Annotated in this window: 23 protein-coding genes; 10 read left to right on the top strand and 13 right to left on the bottom strand. The window is 32.4% G+C overall.

Annotation, left to right across the window (positions count from 1 at the left end; all coding sequences use genetic code 11):
* Positions 1-59: 59 nt before the first annotated feature.
* On the bottom strand, positions 60-833 hold the full coding sequence (gene noc, locus RR539_RS04500; protein ID WP_332474596.1) for a nucleoid occlusion protein: 774 nt from the start codon (positions 831-833) through the stop codon (positions 60-62).
* A 334-nt stretch (positions 834-1,167) separates the two neighbouring features.
* Between noc and RR539_RS04495 the strand changes: the two genes are divergently transcribed.
* Positions 1,168-1,962, top strand: coding sequence for a hypothetical protein (locus tag RR539_RS04495; protein ID WP_332474622.1), 795 nt, complete (start codon positions 1,168-1,170; stop codon positions 1,960-1,962).
* Between the two features lie 31 nt (positions 1,963-1,993).
* Here the strand turns inward: RR539_RS04495 and RR539_RS04490 are convergent, their stop codons facing one another.
* The 7 genes from RR539_RS04490 to RR539_RS04460 form a co-directional block, all read right to left on the bottom strand.
* Positions 1,994-2,428: a hypothetical protein gene (locus RR539_RS04490; protein WP_332474621.1), complete on the bottom strand. Its 435-nt coding sequence runs from the start codon at positions 2,426-2,428 to the stop codon at positions 1,994-1,996.
* 37 nt (positions 2,429-2,465) lie between these two features.
* The gene (locus RR539_RS04485; protein ID WP_332474620.1) at positions 2,466-3,011 is read right to left on the bottom strand and encodes a hypothetical protein; all 546 of its coding nucleotides are present in this window, start codon (positions 3,009-3,011) and stop codon (positions 2,466-2,468) included.
* Positions 3,012-3,752: 741 nt separating this feature from the next.
* Positions 3,753-4,466 (bottom strand): 16S rRNA (guanine(527)-N(7))-methyltransferase RsmG, encoded by a 714-nt coding sequence (gene rsmG / locus RR539_RS04480; RefSeq protein WP_332474619.1) that lies wholly within the window; start codon positions 4,464-4,466, stop codon positions 3,753-3,755.
* A gap of 1 nt (position 4,467) precedes the next feature.
* Positions 4,468-6,345, bottom strand: a complete 1,878-nt coding sequence (mnmG, locus tag RR539_RS04475; protein WP_332483585.1) for a tRNA uridine-5-carboxymethylaminomethyl(34) synthesis enzyme MnmG — start codon at positions 6,343-6,345, stop codon at positions 4,468-4,470.
* Positions 6,346-6,354: 9 nt separating this feature from the next.
* Entirely contained in the window at positions 6,355-7,737 is a 1,383-nt protein-coding gene (gene mnmE / locus RR539_RS04470; protein WP_332483586.1) for a tRNA uridine-5-carboxymethylaminomethyl(34) synthesis GTPase MnmE, read from the bottom strand.
* A gap of 579 nt (positions 7,738-8,316) precedes the next feature.
* Positions 8,317-8,496: a hypothetical protein gene (locus RR539_RS04465; protein ID WP_332474689.1), complete on the bottom strand. Its 180-nt coding sequence runs from the start codon at positions 8,494-8,496 to the stop codon at positions 8,317-8,319.
* Positions 8,497-8,643: 147 nt separating this feature from the next.
* Positions 8,644-8,778: a hypothetical protein gene (locus RR539_RS04460; RefSeq protein WP_332474688.1), complete on the bottom strand. Its 135-nt coding sequence runs from the start codon at positions 8,776-8,778 to the stop codon at positions 8,644-8,646.
* A 142-nt stretch (positions 8,779-8,920) separates the two neighbouring features.
* Between RR539_RS04460 and RR539_RS04455 the strand changes: the two genes are divergently transcribed.
* Entirely contained in the window at positions 8,921-9,766 is an 846-nt protein-coding gene (locus tag RR539_RS04455) for an N-acetylmuramoyl-L-alanine amidase (protein ID WP_332474687.1), read from the top strand.
* A 50-nt stretch (positions 9,767-9,816) separates the two neighbouring features.
* Positions 9,817-10,470, top strand: a complete 654-nt coding sequence (locus tag RR539_RS04450) for a hypothetical protein (RefSeq protein WP_332474686.1) — start codon at positions 9,817-9,819, stop codon at positions 10,468-10,470.
* Positions 10,471-10,784: 314 nt separating this feature from the next.
* Here RR539_RS04450 and jag read toward each other — a convergent pair whose 3' ends face one another.
* The 5 genes from jag to rpmH all read right to left on the bottom strand — a co-directional run bounded on the left by jag (position 10,785) and on the right by rpmH (position 13,169).
* Entirely contained in the window at positions 10,785-11,474 is a 690-nt protein-coding gene (jag, locus tag RR539_RS04445; RefSeq protein ID WP_332474685.1) for an RNA-binding cell elongation regulator Jag/EloR, read from the bottom strand.
* A gap of 17 nt (positions 11,475-11,491) precedes the next feature.
* Complete coding sequence (yidC, locus tag RR539_RS04440) at positions 11,492-12,391, bottom strand: membrane protein insertase YidC (protein ID WP_332474684.1); 900 nt, start codon at positions 12,389-12,391, stop codon at positions 11,492-11,494.
* Positions 12,392-12,407: 16 nt separating this feature from the next.
* Positions 12,408-12,620, bottom strand: coding sequence for a membrane protein insertion efficiency factor YidD (yidD, locus tag RR539_RS04435; protein ID WP_332474683.1), 213 nt, complete (start codon positions 12,618-12,620; stop codon positions 12,408-12,410).
* 6 nt (positions 12,621-12,626) lie between these two features.
* On the bottom strand, positions 12,627-12,968 hold the full coding sequence (gene rnpA / locus RR539_RS04430) for a ribonuclease P protein component (RefSeq protein WP_332474682.1): 342 nt from the start codon (positions 12,966-12,968) through the stop codon (positions 12,627-12,629).
* Between the two features lie 66 nt (positions 12,969-13,034).
* The gene (rpmH, locus tag RR539_RS04425; RefSeq protein WP_048570407.1) at positions 13,035-13,169 is read right to left on the bottom strand and encodes a 50S ribosomal protein L34; all 135 of its coding nucleotides are present in this window, start codon (positions 13,167-13,169) and stop codon (positions 13,035-13,037) included.
* Positions 13,170-13,720: 551 nt separating this feature from the next.
* Between rpmH and dnaA the strand changes: the two genes are divergently transcribed.
* The 7 genes from dnaA (at position 13,721) to gyrA (ending at position 22,767) form a co-directional block, all read left to right on the top strand.
* Positions 13,721-15,085, top strand: coding sequence for a chromosomal replication initiator protein DnaA (gene dnaA / locus RR539_RS04420; protein ID WP_332474455.1), 1,365 nt, complete (start codon positions 13,721-13,723; stop codon positions 15,083-15,085).
* A gap of 295 nt (positions 15,086-15,380) precedes the next feature.
* Positions 15,381-16,484 (top strand): DNA polymerase III subunit beta, encoded by a 1,104-nt coding sequence (dnaN, locus tag RR539_RS04415; RefSeq protein ID WP_332474454.1) that lies wholly within the window; start codon positions 15,381-15,383, stop codon positions 16,482-16,484.
* Between the two features lie 166 nt (positions 16,485-16,650).
* On the top strand, positions 16,651-16,860 hold the full coding sequence (locus tag RR539_RS04410) for an RNA-binding S4 domain-containing protein (protein WP_332474453.1): 210 nt from the start codon (positions 16,651-16,653) through the stop codon (positions 16,858-16,860).
* 8 nt (positions 16,861-16,868) lie between these two features.
* On the top strand, positions 16,869-17,975 hold the full coding sequence (gene recF / locus RR539_RS04405) for a DNA replication/repair protein RecF (RefSeq protein WP_332474452.1): 1,107 nt from the start codon (positions 16,869-16,871) through the stop codon (positions 17,973-17,975).
* 92 nt (positions 17,976-18,067) lie between these two features.
* Positions 18,068-18,355, top strand: coding sequence for an extracellular matrix regulator RemB (remB, locus tag RR539_RS04400; RefSeq protein ID WP_332474451.1), 288 nt, complete (start codon positions 18,068-18,070; stop codon positions 18,353-18,355).
* A 19-nt stretch (positions 18,356-18,374) separates the two neighbouring features.
* On the top strand, positions 18,375-20,288 hold the full coding sequence (gyrB, locus tag RR539_RS04395) for a DNA topoisomerase (ATP-hydrolyzing) subunit B (protein WP_442878388.1): 1,914 nt from the start codon (positions 18,375-18,377) through the stop codon (positions 20,286-20,288).
* 19 nt (positions 20,289-20,307) lie between these two features.
* Positions 20,308-22,767 carry a DNA gyrase subunit A gene (gene gyrA, locus RR539_RS04390; protein WP_332474449.1) on the top strand — a complete coding sequence of 820 codons (2,460 nt, stop codon included), beginning with the start codon at positions 20,308-20,310 and terminating at the stop codon, positions 22,765-22,767.
* Positions 22,768-23,267 lie beyond the last annotated feature (500 nt).

Genomic DNA, 23,267 nt, shown 5'->3' with positions numbered 1-23,267 from the left:
ATAAAACGCTAGCTTTATAATAATATCATATTAAAAAAAAATCTATATAATTTAAAATACTATTTCTTAGGTATTTTAACTATAATTTCTACACAGTCTTCCTTTTCTCTATGCTTATATTCAGCCTCTATTCCACTTTTCTCCATAATTTGCTTCAATGTATTAGTAATAATTCTAGGGTTAAATGTCCACTTTTGCTTGAATTTCTCCTCTGATTTAGAGTTTTTTTCCTCAAGCATGCTTTCAATAAGCATTTCTGTTTTCTTTACATTTAGTCCTCTTTTAACTATTAAATCTATAGCCTCTAACTGCATTTCCTCTGTTGGAAGTTTAAGTAGGGCTCTAGCATGTCTTTCAGTTAACTCATTTTCAAGTAATGCTTCTTTTACAGTATTGCTAAGTTTTAGTAGTCTTAACTTATTAGCAATAGTAGACTGTTTTTTTCCTATTTTAGAAGCAAGTTCTTCTTGGGTAAAGTCATGCTCACGGATAAGATTATAATAGCCTTCAGCCTCTTCCATATAGCTTAAATCTTCCCTTTGAAGATTTTCAATAAGTGCTAATACAGCAGACTCTGTATCTGTAAGGTTAACCACTATAGCTGGTACCTCATTAAGCCCTGCAAGTTGTGATGCACGAAGCCTTCTTTCCCCTGCAATAAGTTCAAATCTATCTCCCATTCTTCTTACAGTAATAGGTTGAAGCACACCATACTCTCTAATTGACTCAGAAAGCTCTAAAAGGGACTCCTCGTTAAAAAATTTACGTGGCTGATAAGTATTCTGTCTAACCTGTATTATTGGAATATTTATAACTTCTCTTTCAGCCTTCATTTGCATATACAATCTACCTCTTTACAATTTATTTTAATAATAGATAAATAAGGTTTAAATACCATCTTTAAACCCCATCATATAATTATAATATTTTATAATTATATTTTCTATATTTTTCACGTTTTCCCTTCAAAAACTATAAAATTTATAATGTTTTTTACAATTATAGGTATCTAAATGTATATTTTACTATATTATCTAGCAAAAATAATATAGTAAAAATTTATTTGTAAATATTCCAAACAAATTGTATTAAATTAAATTGCCAAATTACATATTTCAACATATATAGAATAGTAGGAAATATTATTAATTATAGGGATGTGAATCTATGACTACACTTAAAATTGATAAAGGTAGAACCTATAGTGTAGATAGGGTTGTCTCTCAACCCAAATCAATGATAAAGCCTATAGTAGAACAAATAAATAGAGTTGGAATTTTAGTTGATAACACCCTAGCTTCTAAGCTTGAACATCTTAAATTTAATCTATATCGTAACATCAGAGCCCAGGATAATATTCAAGACTCTATGGCCTATCTTGATGACAAGGAAGAGAATCTAACCAAACTAAAAAATTTAGGTGAAAACCTAATGTTACTTTCTTCACTATATTCTAGATCATCACCATACTCAGATGATAGAATTCAAATAGTCAAATCTACAGAAGCCCTACTCAAAGAAATTGAAACCTTAACATTAAAAATAGACTCAAAATTAATAAATTTAATATCCTCTACAGGTAGAGAAGGGACTTTATATTCTAATGATCTAAAAATACATCTAACACTTTACCCCTACCTATCAGATAATAAATTTATTAACTCATATAAAACAAATGAATTGTTAAGCAATTCAAGCCTTATAAAAGACAATATAATATCCCCAGTAGATACATTAATAGATGAATGTCAAAACTATAAGTCCTCCCTATACAATCAGTTCTTAGAAGAAAATTCACTTGCACAGTATAATATAGACGAGCTATATAGACTTAAGGATATAAGCTATTATATGTGGCAAAACCTTCAAAAAACCCAGGAATATCTTCTAAACTCTGGTACAAATTTAAGATTTCAAACAAATAATTTAAGCCCTGATAACGTATACGAACTATTAAAATAGGACAGGCATTGCCTGTCCTATTTTAATAAAATTATATAACCTTGATTTTAAATATATATTCAAATGTACCCTTATCAAAATTGCCTGTTAACCTATATACATAGGCACCTTTTTTCATGGGAACATTAAACTCATTCTTAGTAAAGTTAATTATAGTATTATTATCACTAAACATTGTAATCGAAGTATTGCTAATAGGTTTACTAGCCTTAAACTTAACCCTTTCCCCTGGGCTAATATTAAGAGCTACAATTCTAGATGCTACCTCATGGGGATCTATACTACACCCTATAACACTATCACTTTGAAAACTTACAAGCATAGGATCCATTTTAATATTTTTATATATAATTATTACCCCTGGAATACCATAGTTTTTATCTTTTACTGAATATCTATCAATAGATGAACAACCAATTAATACAAAACATAAAAAAATAACAAGGAATAAAGTTATCTTTTTCATACAACCACCCCTAGTTAATTAGTTACATATTAAAACACTAGTTAAGCCTAGATAAATCAACATTACTTTTTTGTTTTTCCTTTCTTTTCACTTGAATAATAGAATTAACCATAGTCTCATATGAGTAAAGCTTACACGCCCTAACCCTAATATTATCGTATATCCCATACTTTCTAAGCTCATTACAAACATTCCCTACAATTGACTTCTTCATATACCTAATATCAAAATTCCCGTTAATCTTAACAAAAAACTCACCCTCATCATTTAGTTCATTGCTTAAAATAACAATATTACTATTATTAACTATCGAAAAAACAAAAATATCCTTACAAGCTCCACCCTTTTCAACCATATCAACTAAGTTAAAATTAAAGGTATTGTCTAAACAATTAAAACATGGACTCCTATGCCAATTAATTATTTCCTTATAAGTATCATACTCTCCCACTGTATAAGTAAAATCATAAGAAACAAACAACCCCATAACATAGTCAAAACCATAATAATCAATAATCTCCTTAATAAACTGAGCCTTATTTTTTTCATCATAAATCATATATTTATTTTCTAAATCAGACACTCTAACACTCCTAGAAGAAAACCCTAAAGTCTTTCATAGTATTTCTCATACTATATGCCATCCCCCTAAAGAATGTTCTCCTAAAAATATCCTAAAAATCATAAACTCTATAAAATATGATATAATAAATAACAATTTAACCCAAAGGAGTGATTAACATAGACAAGCTAAAAAAATACTCAAACATACTTACCTTCATAGGAGCCACCTCAGCCATAACAGCACTACTACTATGCTTCCAAAGACTAATACCCTTATCAAATAGCTCCTACCTAAGAGAACATATCCCAGCAATAACAACCCTAACAATAACCCTATTCATAACATCACTTATAACAATACTAATATCAAAAACAATCAAAGCAATCATATCAGAACTAGAACTAATTAACACTAAAATTAAAAACACTAAATACCATCAAAAATAAAAAAATACCCACCTACTAAAAATAAGTGAGCAACTCAATAATTAATTCCAAATTCGTGGCTTCCCAAAAAGGCGTTAGACGGTGAAGAACAAGGCGCCGATTTTATAAAAAAGCGGAGCGTACTAATGGTACGTGAGCATTTTTTAGATTACTGATCAACTCAATAATCTACCCACATTCCTGGCTTCCCAAAAAAGGCGTGAGACCGTGGAGTGCAAGGCGCCGTAATGTAAAAAAAACGGAGCGTACTTATAGTACGTGAGTATTTTTTCACATTGCGAGCAACGCAGCAATCCGCGGTCTCACGTCTTTTTTATAGTGGTTTAGATTTTATTTGCTTGGCCTGTCTCGGAAATCTACTCTCTGTAGCCTTAATCTTGTCTATAATAATAAGATTGTGGCTTATATCCTCTCCAGGTATTACAGTAGTAACTATTTCACGAGCCTTACCACCAAGTGTTCCTATAGCATTTCTAGCCTCATCTAGCTCCTCATATCCTATTGGTCCCTTAAGTGCTACCATATGACCATTAACCTTAACATATGGCATTATATATTCTGATAATGTTCTCATATTAGCAACTGCTCTAGCTGTTCCTATATCAAACTTCTCACGAAGAGTCTTATCACGACCTCCGTCTTCTGCTCTCATATGGATGCAGTTAACTCCCTCTATTCCAGCCTCACTGCAAACAGTCTTTAAGAAGTTAATTCTCTTGTTAAGTGAATCTAGTAAAGTTAGCTTAATGTCAGGTCTTATAATTTTAAGTGGTATTCCTGGGAATCCAGCACCTGTACCAACGTCTATAACAGATGCACCTTCTCCAATAACTCCTGATTTAATTATTGATATTGAATCTATAAAGTGCTTCTTAATAACAGCTTCATCCTCAGTTATAGCAGTTAAGTTAATCTTCTCGTTCCACTCTTGAAGTAGATTCTTATAAGTCATAAACTGCTTAACTTGAAGTTCACTTAGCTCTATTCCGTATTCCTTAGCACCATCAATTAGTATTTTTTCAAGCATATTATCTTTCCCTTCTTCTAACCTGTTCCATGTAAACAAGTAGTACTGATATATCAGCAGGTGAAACACCTGATATTCTTGATGCCTGACCTATATTGTCTGGCTTAATTGCAGTAAGTTTTTGTTTAGCTTCTGTTCTAAGTCCTGAAATATCCTGATAATTAATATAATCAGGTATTCTTTTTTGTTCAAGCTTTCTTAGGTGTTCAACCTGTTCAATTTGCTTGTCTATATAGCCTTTATACTTAACCTGATTCTGAACCTCATCTCTTATAGCAAGGGGAAGATCAACCTCAGTTTCATCTAAGCTAATTACAACATCATACTTAAGTTCTGGTCTTTTTAAAAGTTCATATAGTGATGCACCTGTTTTAAGTGGTGTACTACCATTTTCCTCAAGTATTCTATTACGCTCTTCATTTGGGCCAACTATAGTAGACTTCAGACGCTCAATTTCCTCTTCAATCATAGCTTTTCTCTCAATATATTTTGACCATCTTTCATCATCAACAAGACCTATTTCACGTGCCTTTTCTGTAAGTCTAAGGTCAGCATTGTCCTGTCTAAGTATTAGTCTATATTCTGCTCTTGAAGTAAGCATTCTATATGGTTCATTAGTTCCCTTAGTTACTAAATCATCTATAAGAACACCTATATAAGCGTCTCCTCTATCAAGTATAAGTGGCTCTTTCCCTTGAACTTTAAGTGCAGCGTTAATCCCTGCTATAAGTCCCTGTGCAGCAGCCTCTTCATAACCTGAAGTACCGTTAATCTGACCACCACAGAATAAATTATTACATGACTTTAATTCAAGTGATAGTTTAAGTTCCTGTGGGTCTATACAATCATATTCAATAGCGTAACCAGTTCTCATAATTACACAATTTTCAAGTCCTTCAACACTTCTAATCATTTGCTCTTGAACATCTTCTGGAAGTGATGATGACATTCCTTGAATATACATTTCTTCTGTTTCTAATCCCTCTGGCTCTATAAATACTTGATGTCTTTCCTTATCCGGGAACCTCATAACCTTATCCTCAATAGATGGACAATATCTAGGTCCTACCCCTTCAATACTTCCGTTATACATAGGGCTTTTGTCTATATTATCTACAATTATTTTATGTGTTGTAGGATTAGTATAAGTTAAATAACACTCAACCTGAGGTCTTTCAAACTCATCACTTGTAAATGAGAAAGGAATAACCCTATCATCTCCTGGTTGTGGAACCATTTTAGAAAAATCAATAGTACTTGCCTTAACTCTAGCAGGTGTACCTGTTTTAAATCTTCTAAGTTCAATTCCTATATCCTTAAGACTATCTGAAAGGTGGTTAGCTGATGCCATTCCATTAGGTCCACTATAGTAGTTAACCTCACCTATAATAATTGAGCTCTTTAGGTATGTTCCAGTTGTAAGTACAACTGTTTTACCCATTATTCTAGCACCATTTCGAGTTATAAGTCCCTTAATAGCAGAGTCCTCTACAATTAGACTCATAACTTCATCCTGCTTAATTTCAAGGTTATCCTGTTTCTCAAGTACCTTCTTCATTCTCTGCTGATATAGGTATTTGTCTGCCTGTGCTCTTAGTGAGTGAACTGCAGGTCCCTTTGAAGTATTAAGCATTTTTGACTGGATATATGTTTCGTCTATATTCTTACCCATTTCTCCACCTAAAGCATCTACTTCACGAACAAGATGTCCCTTAGCAGTTCCTCCAATTGATGGATTACATGGCATAAAAGCAATAGAGTCTAGATTCATAGTAATAACTATAGTATCCATACCCATTCTAGCCGCTGCAAGTGCAGCTTCACACCCTGCATGACCTGCACCTACAACTATAACGTCATATTCTTTTCCTCTGTACATTTTATCACCTTACTTTCCTATACAAAAATCACTGAATATCTTATCTAGTATATCCTCTGAATATGCTTCACCTGTTATTTCTCCAAGCTTTAGGTAAGCATCCTTAAGTTCAACCGATGCCATATCAAGTGGCATAAACATATTAATTGCTGCAAGTCCACCAACTAGGGCTTCCTTGGCCTTAATTAATACATCTCTATGTCTTACATTAGTAATGTAAACATCCTTTATAGAAATAGCTCCAACGTTAACCATATCGGCTATTTTGTCCTTAACTTCCTCTATACCTTCCTCAGTATTAACTGAAGTAAACAGTATAGCATCATCACTAAACTTAGACTTAATATAGTCTATATCAAGATTGCTCTCTAGGTCTATTTTGTTAATTATAACAATAACCTTCTTATCCTTAATATACTCAATAATTTCCTTGTCATCCTCTTCAAGATCCCTTGAATTATCAAGCATAAGCATAATTAGGTCTGACTTTTCAGCATACTCCTTACTCTTTTCAACACCTATTTTCTCAACAACATCCTCAGTATTACGAATACCTGCTGTATCAATTAACTTTACAGGAATACCTCTTATGTTAACAAACTCCTCTATAACATCTCTTGTTGTTCCTGGTATGTCTGTAACAATAGCTCTTTTTTCTTGAAGTAAAGTGTTTAGAAGTGATGACTTACCTACGTTAGGTTTCCCTATAATACTAGTGTTAAGTCCATCCCTATATATTTTACCTGCTGAAGAGTTGTTAATAAGAGTATCTACATCCTCAATAACCTCTTCAATAGTGATTTTTACTTTGTTAGCAACTACTGTTTCTATATCTTCCTCCGGAAATGCAACAGCAGCTTCAATATGTGCCAGTGCATCAAGAAGTTTTGCTGAAACCTCCTTAACCCTAACTGAAGTCTTACCCTTAGACTGTTCAAGTGCTATCTTAGCACTTTCGTCTGTTTTACTACGAATAAGATCCATAACAGCCTCAGCTTGAGATAGGTCAATTCTTCCGTTAAGAAATGCCCTCTTAGTAAACTCTCCAGCCTCTGATAATCTAGCACCGTTTTCAAGTACAACCTGAAGAACCTGTCTTACAGATACAACTCCACCGTGGCAGTTAATCTCAACAACATCTTCCCTTGTGTAGGTCTTAGGTCCCTCCATAAAAATACATAGTACCTCATCTACTATGTCATTAGTGTTTGGGTCTATAATGTGACCATACTTAACAGTGTGGGACTTAAATTCTTTAAATTCATTTCCGCTTTTAAGTTTAAAAATCTTTCTTAATATATTAAGGGCGTCACTCCCTGAAATTCTTACTATACCAATACCACCTTCACCAGGGGCAGTGGCTACAGCTGCAATAGTGTCATCTAAAAACATATTAACACCTTCCAATACAAAAAATATTTTCAATTATATTATCTTAAGCTTTGCCAAAGTCTCAATAAAGTATAATTGAAGTTATCCACATAGTCTATATAAAATTATAACCTATTATTTATCCACAGAATACCACAATATTCGCAAAATCCTAAAAAAACATCTTATCCACAGGATTAAATTTATAGCTCCATAATTCCCTACATCAATAGTTATTAACAACCTTATATATTCCAATACATTAAAAACTTACTATTAAGCAATTCAAATAAACATCTTAATAATTATTAGTACTAATGGTTATAATTACTATCTTATTATGTTAATATAAGTCATATAGAAAATAATGTAAATATATGTAGAGGAGGAGATAATCATTAATCTCTTAATTAAAAAAAATAGGTTATTAATACCCTTAGTATTTTCCATTATATTTAGTGTTATTTTAACCATATTAGCACCATTAAATGTATACGGAAACACTCTACCGAAGATAAATTCAATTAAATTTACTAATAAGAATCTTATAAATGGAGAGACCCCAATAATTGAACTAAAAGCATCAGGCAGCAGTAAGGTTCAATACAGTATTTTTAAGTACTCACCATCTAAGAAAAAATATGAAAATGTATCAGGTGGATACTCAAGTCCTGTTTCATCTTCATTACCATATAAACTAAAACTTAAGTGTAAATTATATAGTGGTGAAAATAACTTTGTTGTATGGATTAAAAGACCTAATACTAAACCAGCAAACAAAACAGGATATGATACAAGGCAGCACTATACAATCAAAACCACTGCATCTGAAACAGCTAAAATAAATCAAATTATAATTAATCCAATAGATGAAGCTGTAGGAGTTACCCCTATTATAGGAGTTAAATCCTCATCTAAAACTAAGGTTCAATATAAGATCCAGCTGTATTCTTCTACATTAAACATATGGGAAGATGCTTCTAATGGATACTCAGCACCTGTTGAAGCTTTAAGTTTAACTAAAATATCAACTTTAATACCACTTAAACCAGGTAAAAACACATATAAAGTATATGTTAAACCATATGGAATTCAAGGAAGTGAATCCTCTATAACTAAGGATGTTATAGTTGATCCTACTTTAACTAAAATAGACTTTTGTGCTATAAATCCATTTAAGATTAAAGTAGGTAATACGCCTGAGGTGGACATAGTTACATCATCTACTGAAAAATCAATACAGTATAGGATTTTTTCATATTCATATACATTAAATAAATGGGATGAAATAATGGCATATTCAAATGAATATCCATCATCTAAGGAATTAACCCTTCCACTTAACACAACAGTTAAAAAGGGTAAAAACAAATATCTTATATGGGCTAAATCATCACTTGTAGAAGGTAATGGATATGAGGACTTTAAAATAATAGAATTTGACTCCGAATCAGAAACAGGACCTATACCACCTCCACCAAATGGAAATACTTTAATAGTAATAGACCCAGGACATGGAGGCTATGACCCAGGAGCTAAGTCTACTATTATTAACTTCTTCGAAAAAGATATAACTCTTCAAGTAGCACTTAAACTGGGAAGTGAACTTGAAAGACTCGGTTATAGAGTACTCTATACAAGAAATAATGATTCTACTGCTTGGAACAGTAAGGATAAATCAGAATCACTAAGATATAGATATACATTTGCTAATAATAACAATGCAGACCTTTTTATATCTCTACATTGTAATTCATTTAATGGTAAAGGAACAGGAATAGAAACATATTTTAGTAATTCAAATCAATTAAAGGATAGAGAGTTTGCCTCTTTAGTACATAAAGAAGTAATAAACTCTACCTCTATGATAGATAGAAAAGCTAAACCTAAGGATTTTTGGGTAGTTACCTATACTAAAATGCCCGCCCTACTACTAGAAATGGGCTTTATAGATAATATAAATGACGCTCCAAAACTAGCTAGTCCTGAATTCCAAAATAACATAGTTAAAGGAATAATTAAGGGAGTAAAATCCTATAAGCAACCATAAAAAAATAAAAGGACATCATGTGATGTCCTTTATCATTTGAGGTGATAAGTATGAAAAATAAACTGTTTTGGACTTGTATAGGATTCCTAATTACAGTAATTGGATGTATTCTTCTAATACTAAACTATAACTCAAAGGATTTCGCTAAAAAAAGATTAATAGATTCAATTTATCAAGTTAATTCAACTAATATTAATCAAATTAAAGACTATACATATACAGAATTAAACTCTAGTATTAAATCTAAAATATACCCTAGTATTAATTCACTTGAAGAGGATACAGGTTTAAGTATTTTGTATCCTAGTGACTTTAAGTCCTACGAAGCTTTATTTATTAAACATACTAATATAGCTGAAATCTACTTAATACCTAAGGGATTTACTTCAACATATAATAAAAATTTAGATGTCCAAGGGGTAACTCATTTCCTATCAGATATTAAAGAACCCTATGCTTACATAAGAGTTTTAACTAATTCAGATTCTAAGTCTATTCAATTTGAAAACTTAATGGACTCAGAGTTCCTAACACCAATTAAACTCTCCTCATCTAAAACAATTCAGCTTATTAAGGATTATTCGGAAGGCTCTCCTGTAACAAGATATATTTTATTATTTAATCACAATAACTTAGTATACAAAATTAACAACATCCCATCCATAGATGATGCCAAACAAATATCCTCCTCATTTAGCCTGTAATCAATTTTTATTATATTATAATACATTGATCCTAAATAAATATAAAAACTTCTTACAACTCAAATAAGACCCATAAGGGTCTTTTTTATTTAAAAAATACCCTCTTATTCCCCACTCCTAAAAATAGTCACATTAAGGGAATTATTTTTCTTAATATTGCTAGAGTTTCTTAGGTGGTAGAGTCTAATAAAGGTTTATTTTTGATAATTAGAAGTCCTTGAGTAAATCTCCCTTGCTACACTCTACAAATAAACCACTTTAGACTCTACCACCTTAGAAACTCTCCCCTATATTAAGGCGAAAAAAAAAGACCCTTATTGGGTCTTTCTTAATTCTATTACTACTTTACGGAATGGTTCTTCCCCTTCACTTCTAGTTGAAACAAACTTGTTGTTTTGAAGTGTTGAGTGAATAACTCTTCTTTCATAAGGGTTCATAGGCTCAAGTGTAATACTGCTGCCTGTTTTTCTAACTCTTGAAGCTAACTTAAATGATAGTCTTACAAGTGTCTCTTCCCTTTTCTTTCTGTAGTTTTCTGTATCTATAACAACTCTCTTGTACTTGTCGTTTTTATTCTCTTTGTTAATTACAAGGCTAAGTAGGTATTGAAGTGAGTCTAAAGTCTCTCCTCTTCTCCCTATTAGTATTCCCATGTCTGGTCCTACTAGGTTAACCTTAACTGCATCTCTAGTAACATCTACGTGTATTTCACACATAATGTTCATGTTGTTTAAGACATCTCTTAAAAACTTCTTTGCTAGCCCCTCATAGTCTACAGCCGTTGTATTTACTGCAACCTCTTGTTTAGTAGCCTCTTCTTTAACTGTCTTCGCTTTAAGAGAAATTGCTATTTTCGCTGGCTTAACTCCTATAAGACCTAGAAAACCTTTACTTGGCTTTTGAATTACACTATACTCAACCTCTTCAAGTGCTACATTAAGCTCCTTAAGTCCGTTTTCTAATGCCTCTTCAATCGTCTTGGCTGTTACCTCTAAAGTTTTCACTAGACCTTCACCACCTTTTATTCTGAGACCTTGTCGTCTTTCGGTTTTATTTCTCCACCTTCAACAGGTCTTTTCTTTTTCTTTTTTTTCTTAGGTCTATCAGCATCTGCTGCTGCTTCACACCCTTCAGTTTTTGAAGTTTCACCTTCTATTTGTGGCTTCTTCTTCTTTTTCTTGTGTAGCTCACGTCTAGCCGCTTTTTCTTCTGCTTCTCTCTTAGCTTTTTCAGCTGCTTTTTCTGCCTTAATAGCATCTTCCTTAACCTGCTTTTTAGCAAGATATGCATTAATTGCCATGGTTTGAATCATTTGAATTAAACTGCTGGCAATAAAGTAAATAGCAAGTGCTGCCTTATACTTGAAACAAATAAATACAAACATAACGGACATAACAATACCCATTCTTTTTTGCATTTTTTGTTGCTCAGGGTCCATGTTTTTAGACATAACCATAACACTAAAGTACTGTATAGCTCCTGTTAATAGCGGTAAAATGTATAAAGGATCATACTTTCCAAGGTCTGGTATCCATAGGAATGAAGTCCCATTAAATCCTGGGTAAGATGATACTACTGTAAACATTGCAATAAATATTGGCATAGATACTAGAAGTGGTAAGCATCCCATCATAGGATTAACCCCTAGCTCTTTGTAAAGCTTAATTTGTTCCTCTTGAAGTTTCTGAGGATTGTTTTTGTATCTTTCTTGAAGCTCCTTAACCTTAGGTGTTAGTTCACCCATTCTTCTTGTACTTTTTTGTTGTACAACAAATAGTGGCATAACAATTAGCTTAAGGATTAATGTGTATACAAATATGTCTAAAACATAAGATACACCTAGTGATGTGATTCCAAGTCCAGTAATGAAATTATGGATTACATCAAAAAATCCTGTTAATAAATCAACAAATCCGCCCAATTACTAATAACCTCCTTTAAGGTACAGGGTCATAACCACCCTCATGGAAAGGGTGACACTTTAATATTCTTTTTATAGTCATAAAGGCGCCTTTTAAGGCACCATATTTTTCGATAGCTTCTATTCCATATGTAGAGCATGTAGGATAAAACCTACAGCAGGGTTTCTTCATAGGAGATATATATTTTTGATACATCCTTATGATCCATAGGAATAACTTCTTTAACATAAAGCATCATTCCTCTATAAACATACCTGACTTTCTCATTAAATGCTTCATAGCAGACTCTACCTTAGCATAGTCTGCTGTAGAAGCCTTTTGCCTAGCTATAAATATGAAATCAAATCCAGTCTTATATGATCCTCTATTAACTCTATAGCATTCTCTAATCAGTCTTTTAACCTTGTTTCTAACAACACTGTTTCCAACCTTCTTGCTAACAGATATCCCTAATCTGCTTACAGGCTTGTTGTTTTTGATTCTATAAAGAACAAGAGTGTCATTACTTAAAGATTTTCCTCTATTATATATATATCTAAAATGAGAATTTCTCTTTATTTTTTCTTCACTCTTCATTAAAATCCTCTTTCTATAAGTTGAATCCAATAAATATTATAGAAAAAGGCCACAAAATTAGCGGCCTTATGCAGAAAGTTTCTTTCTACCTTTTCTTCTTCTCTTCTTAAGAATGATTTGTCCAGCATGTGACTTCATTCTCTTTCTGAAACCATGTTCCTTTGATCTTTGTCTCTTTTTAGGTTGGTAAGTTCTAAGCATTGATAAAACACCTCCTTATATATATGATCCGTTTATTTATAAACGTACTTTCCCATTAAATAAGATTACTATAAAGATTATATAGTTTGAGGCCTAAACTGTCAAGAAATAGATATGCTGTAGATATGTTTTATCCCCAGACTTTATTTTTTGTGGATAATTGTTGATACATAATTAAACATTTGATAAAATGAATTTACATATGTTGATAACTTTTAGGGATATGTTGACTATATTCGAGTTATACACATGCTGTGGATAAACCTGTTAATATCTTTGTGATTTAGTTTAAAAACTTATTATTTTTTTGCCTATTTTCAATGATTTAGACAATGTTAATAGTGTTATTAGGGTAATTGTTAATAACTCTATTATGTTGTCTAATAACTTTTGTTTATTAACATATCCACATGTTGTGTGTATTTTTGTTGTTTGTTGTTAACAATTATTAATAATATAATTGAATCTGTTAATAACGTTGTTGATAATTCACTATTTCTAAAATATTCATTAAATAAATTTTTAATAAAATTAAAACAGGAGGCAATTCTATGGGGAACCAGCTTAGTGATTTATGGGATAAAACCACTAATATTATTAAATCTGAGTTAACTGAAGTTGGGTTTAATACTTGGATTAGTCCAATTAAGCCAATTAAAATAACTCAGGACTCATTATATTTATTAGTACAGAACGACTTTACTAAGGGAATACTAGAAGCTAGATACAAGGATCTTATATCTAATGCTGTTAAGTTAGTATCCTCTAAAATGTATGAAATATGCATTGTACTTCCTGGTGACGATGTGTCTCAGGAATCTCCAGCTAAGCAAAGCAATTCTCCTAAGGGGTTTGATAACTCAAGCTCTCCAAAGGATGAACTTCCATCAACTACACTTAATCCTAAGTATGTATTTGATAGCTTTGTAGTTGGTAATAGCAATAGGTTCGCCCATGCAGCTTCTCTCGCAGTAGCAGAAGCACCAGCTAAGGCTTATAATCCTCTGTTCCTTTATGGGGGGGTAGGTCTTGGGAAAACTCACTTAATGCATGCCATTGGACACTATATATTAGATAGTAATCCTAATGCAAAGATTGAGTATGTAACAAGCGAGAAGTTTACTAATGAACTAATTAATTCAATTAAGGATGACAAGAATGTAGAATTTAGAAATAAGTACAGAAACGTTGATGTACTTCTAGTTGACGACATTCAGTTTATTGCTGGTAAAGAGAGAACTCAAGAAGAGTTTTTCCATACTTTCAATACTCTACACGAGGCTAATAAACAGATAATTATATCTAGTGATAGACCTCCTAAGGAGATCCCAACCTTAGAAGATAGATTAAGATCTAGATTTGAGTGGGGGCTTATAGCAGACATACAGGTTCCTGACTTTGAAACAAGAATAGCTATACTTAAGAAGAAGGCAGACCTTGAAGGCCTTGATATTTCAAACGATGTAATGGTTTATATAGCTGAGAAAATACAATCTAATATTAGGGAGCTAGAAGGGGCTTTAATTAGAGTTGTTGCATTCTCATCATTAACTAATTCAGACATTAGTGTAGAGCTTGCTTCAGAAGCTCTAAAAGACATTATATCTAATAGAACATCAAAGCAAATTACAATAAAGCTTATCCAGGACGTTGTAGGAAACTACTACAACCTTAGAGCAGAAGATTTTAAGTCTAAGAGAAGAACTAAAAACGTTGCTTTCCCTAGACAAATAGCTATGTACATAGCTAGAAAATTAACTGATCTTTCTCTACCTAAGATAGGCGAGGAGTTTGGTGGACGTGACCATACTACTGTAATACATGCCTACGAAAAAATATCAGCAGGAATTGAAAAGGATGATAGTTTGTCTAATACAGTAGATGAACTAATGAAAAAAATCCAAAAAAATAATTAGTACCTTAAGGGGGGTTACTACAATCCCCTATTTTTTATTAACATTTTTGTTTTTTTATTTGGGTAATAAATGTGGATAATTTATTTTATGTATTTTGGACGTTAATAATGTGGATAAGTGTTGCAGTATGGTATACATGTTATCCACATGTGTTTTTTAATCAAACTGTTAGTAATTGTAGGTTCAGGGACTTATCCACTTATCAACAGCCCCTACTACTATTACTACTAAATTAATTAGATATATTTATATATATTTAAGACAAATACACCCTGTGGACAAAGGAGGTTTTTCTATGTGGTTTACTTGTAAAAAAGAGATCCTACTAGAAGGAATTAATATTGTAGCTAGAGCAGCTTCTACAAAGACAACTTACCCTATACTTGAGGGAATACTAATAAAGTCAATTAATAATAAGGTTGTACTTACTGCAACTGATCTTGATTTTGGAATAGAAACAGAAATAGACGCTACTATATATGAACCAGGTTCTGTTGTTATTAACTCTAAGCTATTCCTAGATCTTATAAGAAAGCTTCCGAATGAAGATATTTCTCTTAAGGTTAGTGATAGAAACGTTAATATATCATGTAAGAATTCTGAGTTTAACATTGTTGGTACATCATCAGAGGATTTCCCAGAACTTCCTCAAATAAATGAAAATACAATGTATGACATACCTAAGGACATTCTTAAGAACATGATTAGGCAGACTATATTTGCAGTTGCACAGGATGAAATAAGACCAATATTTACAGGTATATTATTTGAAGTTAAGGATACTGTACTTAGTTTTGTTGCACTTGATGGATATAGATTAAGTATTAAGAAAGAACGTATAGCAGGAGCTAGTGATATTAGCGCTGTTATTCCAGGTAAGACTCTAAGTGAAATATCTAAAATACTTGATATTAAAGGTGATACAGTTAAAATAACATTTACACCTAACCATATTCTTCTTAATCTTGGAACTACGAAGGTTATTTCAAGATTACTTGAAGGGGAGTTTATTAATTACAGACAAATAATTCCTGATGAGTATAGACTTAAAGTAAAAGTTAATAGAGGAGAGCTTCTTCATAGTATAGAAAGAGCTTCACTTCTAGCTAGAGAAGGAAAAACTAACCTTATTAGATTCGATATTAAGGATTCAAGTATAGTTATTACTTCTAATTCACAGCTAGGTAATGTATATGAGAAGGTTGATGTTGAACAGGATGGTGAAGACATTAAGATAGCATTTAATGCTAAGTACTTCCTAGATGCATTAAGAATAATTGAGGATAATGAAGTACTACTTGAACTATCAACAAGTGTTAGTCCTTGTATAGTTAAGAAGTTAGAAGATGGAGATTTCATATATCTTGTACTTCCAGTTAGAGATGCAAGTATTAAGTAACATATAACTGTTTAAACTAATTTAGCAGTTATTTAAAGTAATAAATTCTTCATAGAGTATAGTTAGATTAAGGGAATACCCCTAGCTATATATTTATAATTAAGAAGCTAAATGGTGTATACTCTGTATGCACCATTTAAATTAATATATGAGAGAAGGATAAACCATGAATAAAATAGAAATTACTACTGAATTTATAAAGCTTGATCAATTATTAAAGTTTGCAGGAATAGCTGATAACGGTTCATTTGCTAAAATGCTTATTACAGATGGAATGATTAAAGTTAATGGTGAAGTAGCAACTCAAAGAGGTAAGAAAATCAGAAAAGGTGACGTTGTAGAAGTAGAAGGTGTAGAATCTTTTGAAATCTGTTAAGGTGGATTATGTACGTTAAAAATCTTAAACTTAAAAACTATAGAAACTACCAAGAGGTAGATATTAATTTTGTAAGTGGACTTAACATATTTTTAGGTGAAAATGCCCAGGGTAAAACTAATATTGCAGAGGCAATTTATTTCATAAGTGGACTTCGTTCACATAGAACATCTAAAAACAAAGATCTAATAAGATGGGATAGTGAAAATACAATTATTAATACCTTAATATCCAAGGAGTATACAGAAACTCAAGTTGAAGTTTTCTTATCTAAGAAAGATAAAAATCATATTAAAGTTAATGGACTTAAGGCTACAAAAGCATCTGAGGTTTTAGGTAGACTTAATGTTGTTATGTTTTCACCTGAGGACCTTAAGCTTGTTAAGGAGGGTCCTGTTTTACGTCGTAAATTTTTAGATTATGAGATAAGTCAAATAAGACCTAAATATCACTATTTAATTAATAGATATAATAAAATACTTAACCAGAGAAATAATTTACTTAAATCCCTGCAGTATTCAAGGGAAAACCAGGGCACACTTGAAATATTTACAGAGCAGCTGTGTGAGGTTGCAAGTGAAATTATTATTATGAGAAATGAGTTTATTAAAAACATAGCTGAAATATCAAGTAATATTCACAGCAGCATTACAAATAATGCTGAAAGTCTTAAAGTGGAATATATGTGTGATGTTAAGTCAATATTATCTAAGGATCAGGTTCGAGAAGAACTTTATAATAAAATTAAATCCCTTAGAGAATCTGAAATTAAAAAAGGATATACATTAGCAGGTCCTAGTAAGGATGATATTATGATTAGGATTAACGGAATTGATGTTAGAGAGTTTGGGTCACAGGGTCAACAAAGAAGTGCTGCACTTTCCTTAAAGTTATCCGAAATAGAAATTATACGTACTATTACAGGGGAATACCCTGTTTTAATATTAGATGACGTATTATCTGAACTTGATGAAAACAGACAAAAATATCTTATAAATAATTTAAGACATGTTCAAACTATATTAACTTGCACAAGTGGAAGTGATGTAGATTTATTTAACGATGAAAATAGACAAATTTTTTACGTTAAAGAGGGTAAATTAGAACTTAGATAAAAGCTTAAATTAGCCTAATATAATATGTTATGAAACATAAGTTTATTTATGTTATAATCGAATAATGAGTATTTTTTTAAGGGGGATGGAATATGTTCCTGCATCTTGGAGAGAATGTTGTAATTCCACAGAAAGAAGTTATAGCTATTTTAGATATTGATTCGGTTAATAGTATCGATAGCGACAAGTTTATGAGAATATCAGATGAAGAAGGCTTCGTAAAGAGAATTAACAAGGAAAAACCTAAGTCAATAGTTCTTACAGAACGAGACAAGAAGAGTATTATTTACTTGTCACCTATTTCTTCTGTAACCCTTGTAAAGCGTAGTGACTTTAAAAGAGAAATGAATAACTTAACAAATATAAAGCCATTAAAATAGACTAAGGTGAAGGAGGTATATATTAGTGGATAAAGAGCAAAATTACGGTGCCAGTGAGATTCAGGTTCTTGAGGGACTTGAGGCAGTTAGAAAAAGACCGGGTATGTATATTGGAAGTACAAGTAGTAGAGGTTTACATCATTTAGTTTACGAAATAGTAGATAATGCAATAGATGAGGCCCTAGCTGGATACTGTGACAATATAGAAGTATCAATCCTTAAGGATAATATTATAAGAGTTAAGGATAATGGTCGTGGTATACCTACAGGTATGCACCCAAAAATGAATAAGCCAGCAGTTGAAGTAGTATTTACTGTACTTCACGCAGGTGGTAAGTTCGGTGGAGGGGGATACAAGGTATCAGGTGGTCTTCACGGAGTTGGAGCATCTGTTGTTAACGCCCTTTCAGAATACCTTGAGGTAGAGGTTAGACGTGACAATAAAGTGCATTTCCAAAGATATGAAAGAGGTAATGTATTATCTGATATGAAGATTACAGGTGACTGTAAAGACACAGGGACAATTGTAACATTTAAGCCTGACCACGAAATATTCGAAACTTTAGTATATGAATATGACATATTAGCTCAAAGACTTCGTGAACTTGCATTCCTAAATAAGGGAATCAAGATAACTCTTACAGATGAAAGAGAAGAAGAAGATAGAGTAGAAGTATTCCATTATGAAGGTGGAATTAAAGAGTTTGTTAAGTTTATTAATAAGAAAAAAGACATAGTACATGAGGATCCTATATACATAGAAGGTCTTAAGGATGATGTTATGGTTGAAATATCACTTCAGTACAACACTGGATATAACGAAACTATACTATCATTTGCTAATAACATTGATACTACTGAAGGTGGTACACACGTTGTTGGATTTAAGACAGCTTTAACTAGAGTTATTAATGACTATGCTAGAAAATACAACATACTTAAAGATAGTGATAAGAACCTATCAGGTGAGGATACTAGAGAAGGTATGACAGCTGTTATATCTGTTAAGGTTACTAACCCTCAATTTGAAGGGCAGACTAAAACTAAACTTGGTAACTCAGAGGTTAGGGGTATAGTTGAAAGTATATGTGGAGATAAGGTTTCAAGCTTCTTAGAAGAGAACCCACACGTATCTAAAATTATACTAGAAAAATCACTTATGGCTTCAAGAGCTAGAGAAGCAGCTAGAAAGGCTAGAGAACTTACTAGACGTAAGAACGTACTAGATTCTATGAGTCTTCCAGGAAAACTTGCTGACTGTTCAGAGAAGGATCCTAAGCTTTGTGAAGTTTACCTAGTTGAGGGAGACTCAGCAGGGGGTTCCGCTAAGCAGGGAAGAAGTAGAGCATTCCAAGCTATACTACCTCTTAGAGGAAAAATTATGAACGTTGAGAAGCAAAGAATAGATAAAATTCTAGCTTCAGATGAAATTAGAAATATGATTACAGCATTTGGTGCTGGTATAGATAAAGAATTTGACGTATCAAAGCTTAGATACGACAAAATAATAATAATGACCGATGCGGACGTAGACGGTGCTCATATTAGAACACTTCTACTAACATTCTTCTTTAGATATATGAGACCACTTATTGAAGAGGGCCATGTTTATATTGCACAGCCACCACTATATAAGGTTTCTAAGGGTAAGAATAGTTTCTACACATATTCAGATGCTGAGCTTGAGCTTAGACTTAACGAAATAGGTAGAGAAGGTGTTGAAATCCAAAGATACAAAGGTCTTGGAGAGATGAATGCAGAGCAGCTTTGGGACACAACTATGGACCCTGATACTAGAACACTGCTTAGAGCAACAATTGAAGATGCTATTAAGGCAGATGATATATTTACAGTACTAATGGGAGATAAGGTTGAACCAAGACGTGAATTCATTCAAGAGAACGCTAAGAAAGTTCACAACCTTGATATATAAAGAAGAGGTGAAAGAGTAAATGGAACAAAATAGAGATAAGGTGCTTAATATTGATATAGCAGACGAAATGCAAAAATGTTATATCGATTATGCAATGAGTGTTATCGTTGGTAGAGCACTACCTGACGTTAGAGACGGATTAAAGCCTGTTCATAGAAGAATATTATTCTCTATGCATGAGCTAGGAATATACCACGATAAAAAGCACAGAAAGTCTGCCAGAATCGTTGGAGACGTACTTGGTAAGTACCACCCACATGGTGATACTGCAGTATATGATGCAATGGTTAGACTGGCACAGGACTTTTCTACTAGATACCCACTAGTTGACGGACACGGAAACTTTGGTTCAGTAGACGGTGACTCTGCTGCTGCAATGCGTTATACAGAAGCTAAAATGTCAAAGATATCAATGGAACTTCTTCGTGAAATTAACAAGGATACAGTTGATTTTGCTGATAACTTTGATGGAAGTGAAAAGGAGCCTACAGTTCTACCTTCAAGATTCCCTAACATTCTTGTTAACGGTTCAAGTGGTATTGCAGTAGGTATGGCAACTAATATGCCACCTCACAACCTTGGTGAAGTAATAGATGGAACTGTAATGGTTATTGATGACCCTGAAGTTACAGTTAAGGATATTATGACTAAGATTAAGGGACCAGACTTCCCAACAGCTGCTACAATTCTAGGTCGTGAAGGTATTAGAAGTGCCTACGAAACAGGAAGAGGTAGAATAATAGTTAGAGCTAAGGCTGAAATTGAGGAAGAAAAGGGAAGACACAAAATTATAGTTACTGAACTTCCATACCAGGTTAACAAGGCTAGACTTATAGAAAATATAGCTACACTTGTTAAAGAGAAGAAAATCGAAGGTATATCAGATCTTCGTGATGAATCAGATAGAGATGGTATGAGAATTGTTATAGAACTTAAGAGAGACGCTAATCCTAACGTAATTCTTAACCTTCTGTACAAGCACACTAAGATGAGAGATACATTTGGTGTTATTAATCTTGCACTTGTTAATGGAGAGCCTAAGGTACTTAACCTTAAGGAAATAATAATACACTACCTAGATCACCAAAAGGAGATTATTAGACGTAGAAGTATATTTGATCTTAACAAGGCGGAAGCTAGAGCCCACATTTTAGAGGGTCTTAGAATAGCACTTGATCATATAGATGCAGTAATTAAAGTTATTCGTGGATCAAAAACTACAGAAATAGCTAGGGAATCTCTTATGGAAAATTTCTCATTATCAGAAAGACAATCACAGGCTATTCTTGATATGAGACTTCAAAGACTTACTGGACTTGAAAGAGAAAAGATAGAAAATGAATATAATCAGCTTATGGAGACAATTGCATACCTTAATGCTGTACTTTCAAGTGAAAAAATGGTTTTAGATATTATTAAAGAAGAACTTCTGGAAATTAGAAGCAAGTATGCTGATGAAAGAAGAACATCAATAGAAAACTCTATGGATGAAATTAATATTGAAGACCTAATAGATGAAGAGGATGTAGCTGTAACTATAACTCATGCAGGTTACATTAAGAGACTTCCAAGCGATACTTACAAGAGCCAAAAAAGAGGCGGAAGAGGTATTCAGGGTCTTGCTACTCGTGAAGATGATTTTGTTGAAAGCTTATTTATAACTTCAACACATGACAATATACTATTCTTCACTAACCTTGGTCGTGCATATAAGCTTAAGGCATATGAAATACCTGAAGCAGGTAGAACAGCTAGGGGAACTAATATTGTTAACATACTTCCACTACAACCTAACGAAAAAATCCAAACAGTTATTACTATTAAAGACTTTGTTGAAGATGAAACACTACTATTCAGTACTAGAGGTGGAATCATTAAGAAAACAAGACTTACTGAATATGCTAATATTAGAAAAACAGGTATTAATGCTATTACTCTTAAGGAAAATGATGAGCTTATTAGCGTTAAATTAACTGATGGAACTAAGAATATTACTATAGTAACTCAGAAGGGATACTCAATTACATTTAAGGAATCAGATGTTAGATGTATGGGTAGAACTGCTGCAGGGGTTAAGGGTATTACTCTTAGAGAAGATGATATTGCAGTTAGTATGGAAGTTGCAGAGGAAGGCAACGACCTATTAGTAGTAAGTGAAAATGGATTTGGTAAGAGAACAAGTTTTGAGAATTACACAGTTCAAAACAGAGGTGGTAAGGGAATTATCACATATAAGGTTACAAAGAAAACAGGAATAATAATAAGTGCTAGAAGCGTTAATAATTCAGATGAAATTATGATAATCAACAATAGCGGTATTATTATTAGACTTGCTGTAAGTGGTATTTCAACTACAGGTAGAAATGCTATGGGTGTTACTTTAATGAGAGCGGATGATGGTCAAAAGATTGTTTCTGTTGCTAAGGTTAACACTAATGATAATTTAGATGATGAAGATATAGAATTAGATCAAGAATAATTTTATATTAATTAGACTTTTAAATTTATAATATATAAATATTAAGACTAGGTACTTTAATTTGTACCTAGTCTTTTTTCAGCTTTAAAGTTGTTATATTCAATGTAAAGATAGTAATCCTTTGGTGCAAGTAATTGAAATAAGTATCCATACATAGATAAATTAATATGTAAACAGTTATAAAATACAATAAAACCTATGTAAAAGTGCATATATATATGAAAAAACTAGTCAACTTATCGTAGTGTATCTAATATAGTAAAAGTTAGTATGTTATAGTATTATAAAGTATTATATATGTAATTTAATATAATGGTTAAATTTTAAAAACGTTACTATAATATAAGTAATATAATAAATCTTGTCCTTAAGACATGGTTCTTACGGGGCAAGAAAAATTTAAATATTTTAAGTAAGTGTTGACAAATGAGTTAACAAATGCTAAAATAAACAAGTACTTTGGTCATTGAAAACTAAACAGTAAAACATATAGCGAGCGT

Origin of the sequence: Clostridium sp., from assembly GCF_036639235.1 — a bacterium.
Lineage (GTDB): Bacteria > Bacillota > Clostridia > Clostridiales > Caloramatoraceae > Clostridium_AB.
The sequence above is the reverse complement of the archived record's forward strand: the minus strand, read 5'-3'. Positions and strand labels throughout refer to the sequence as shown.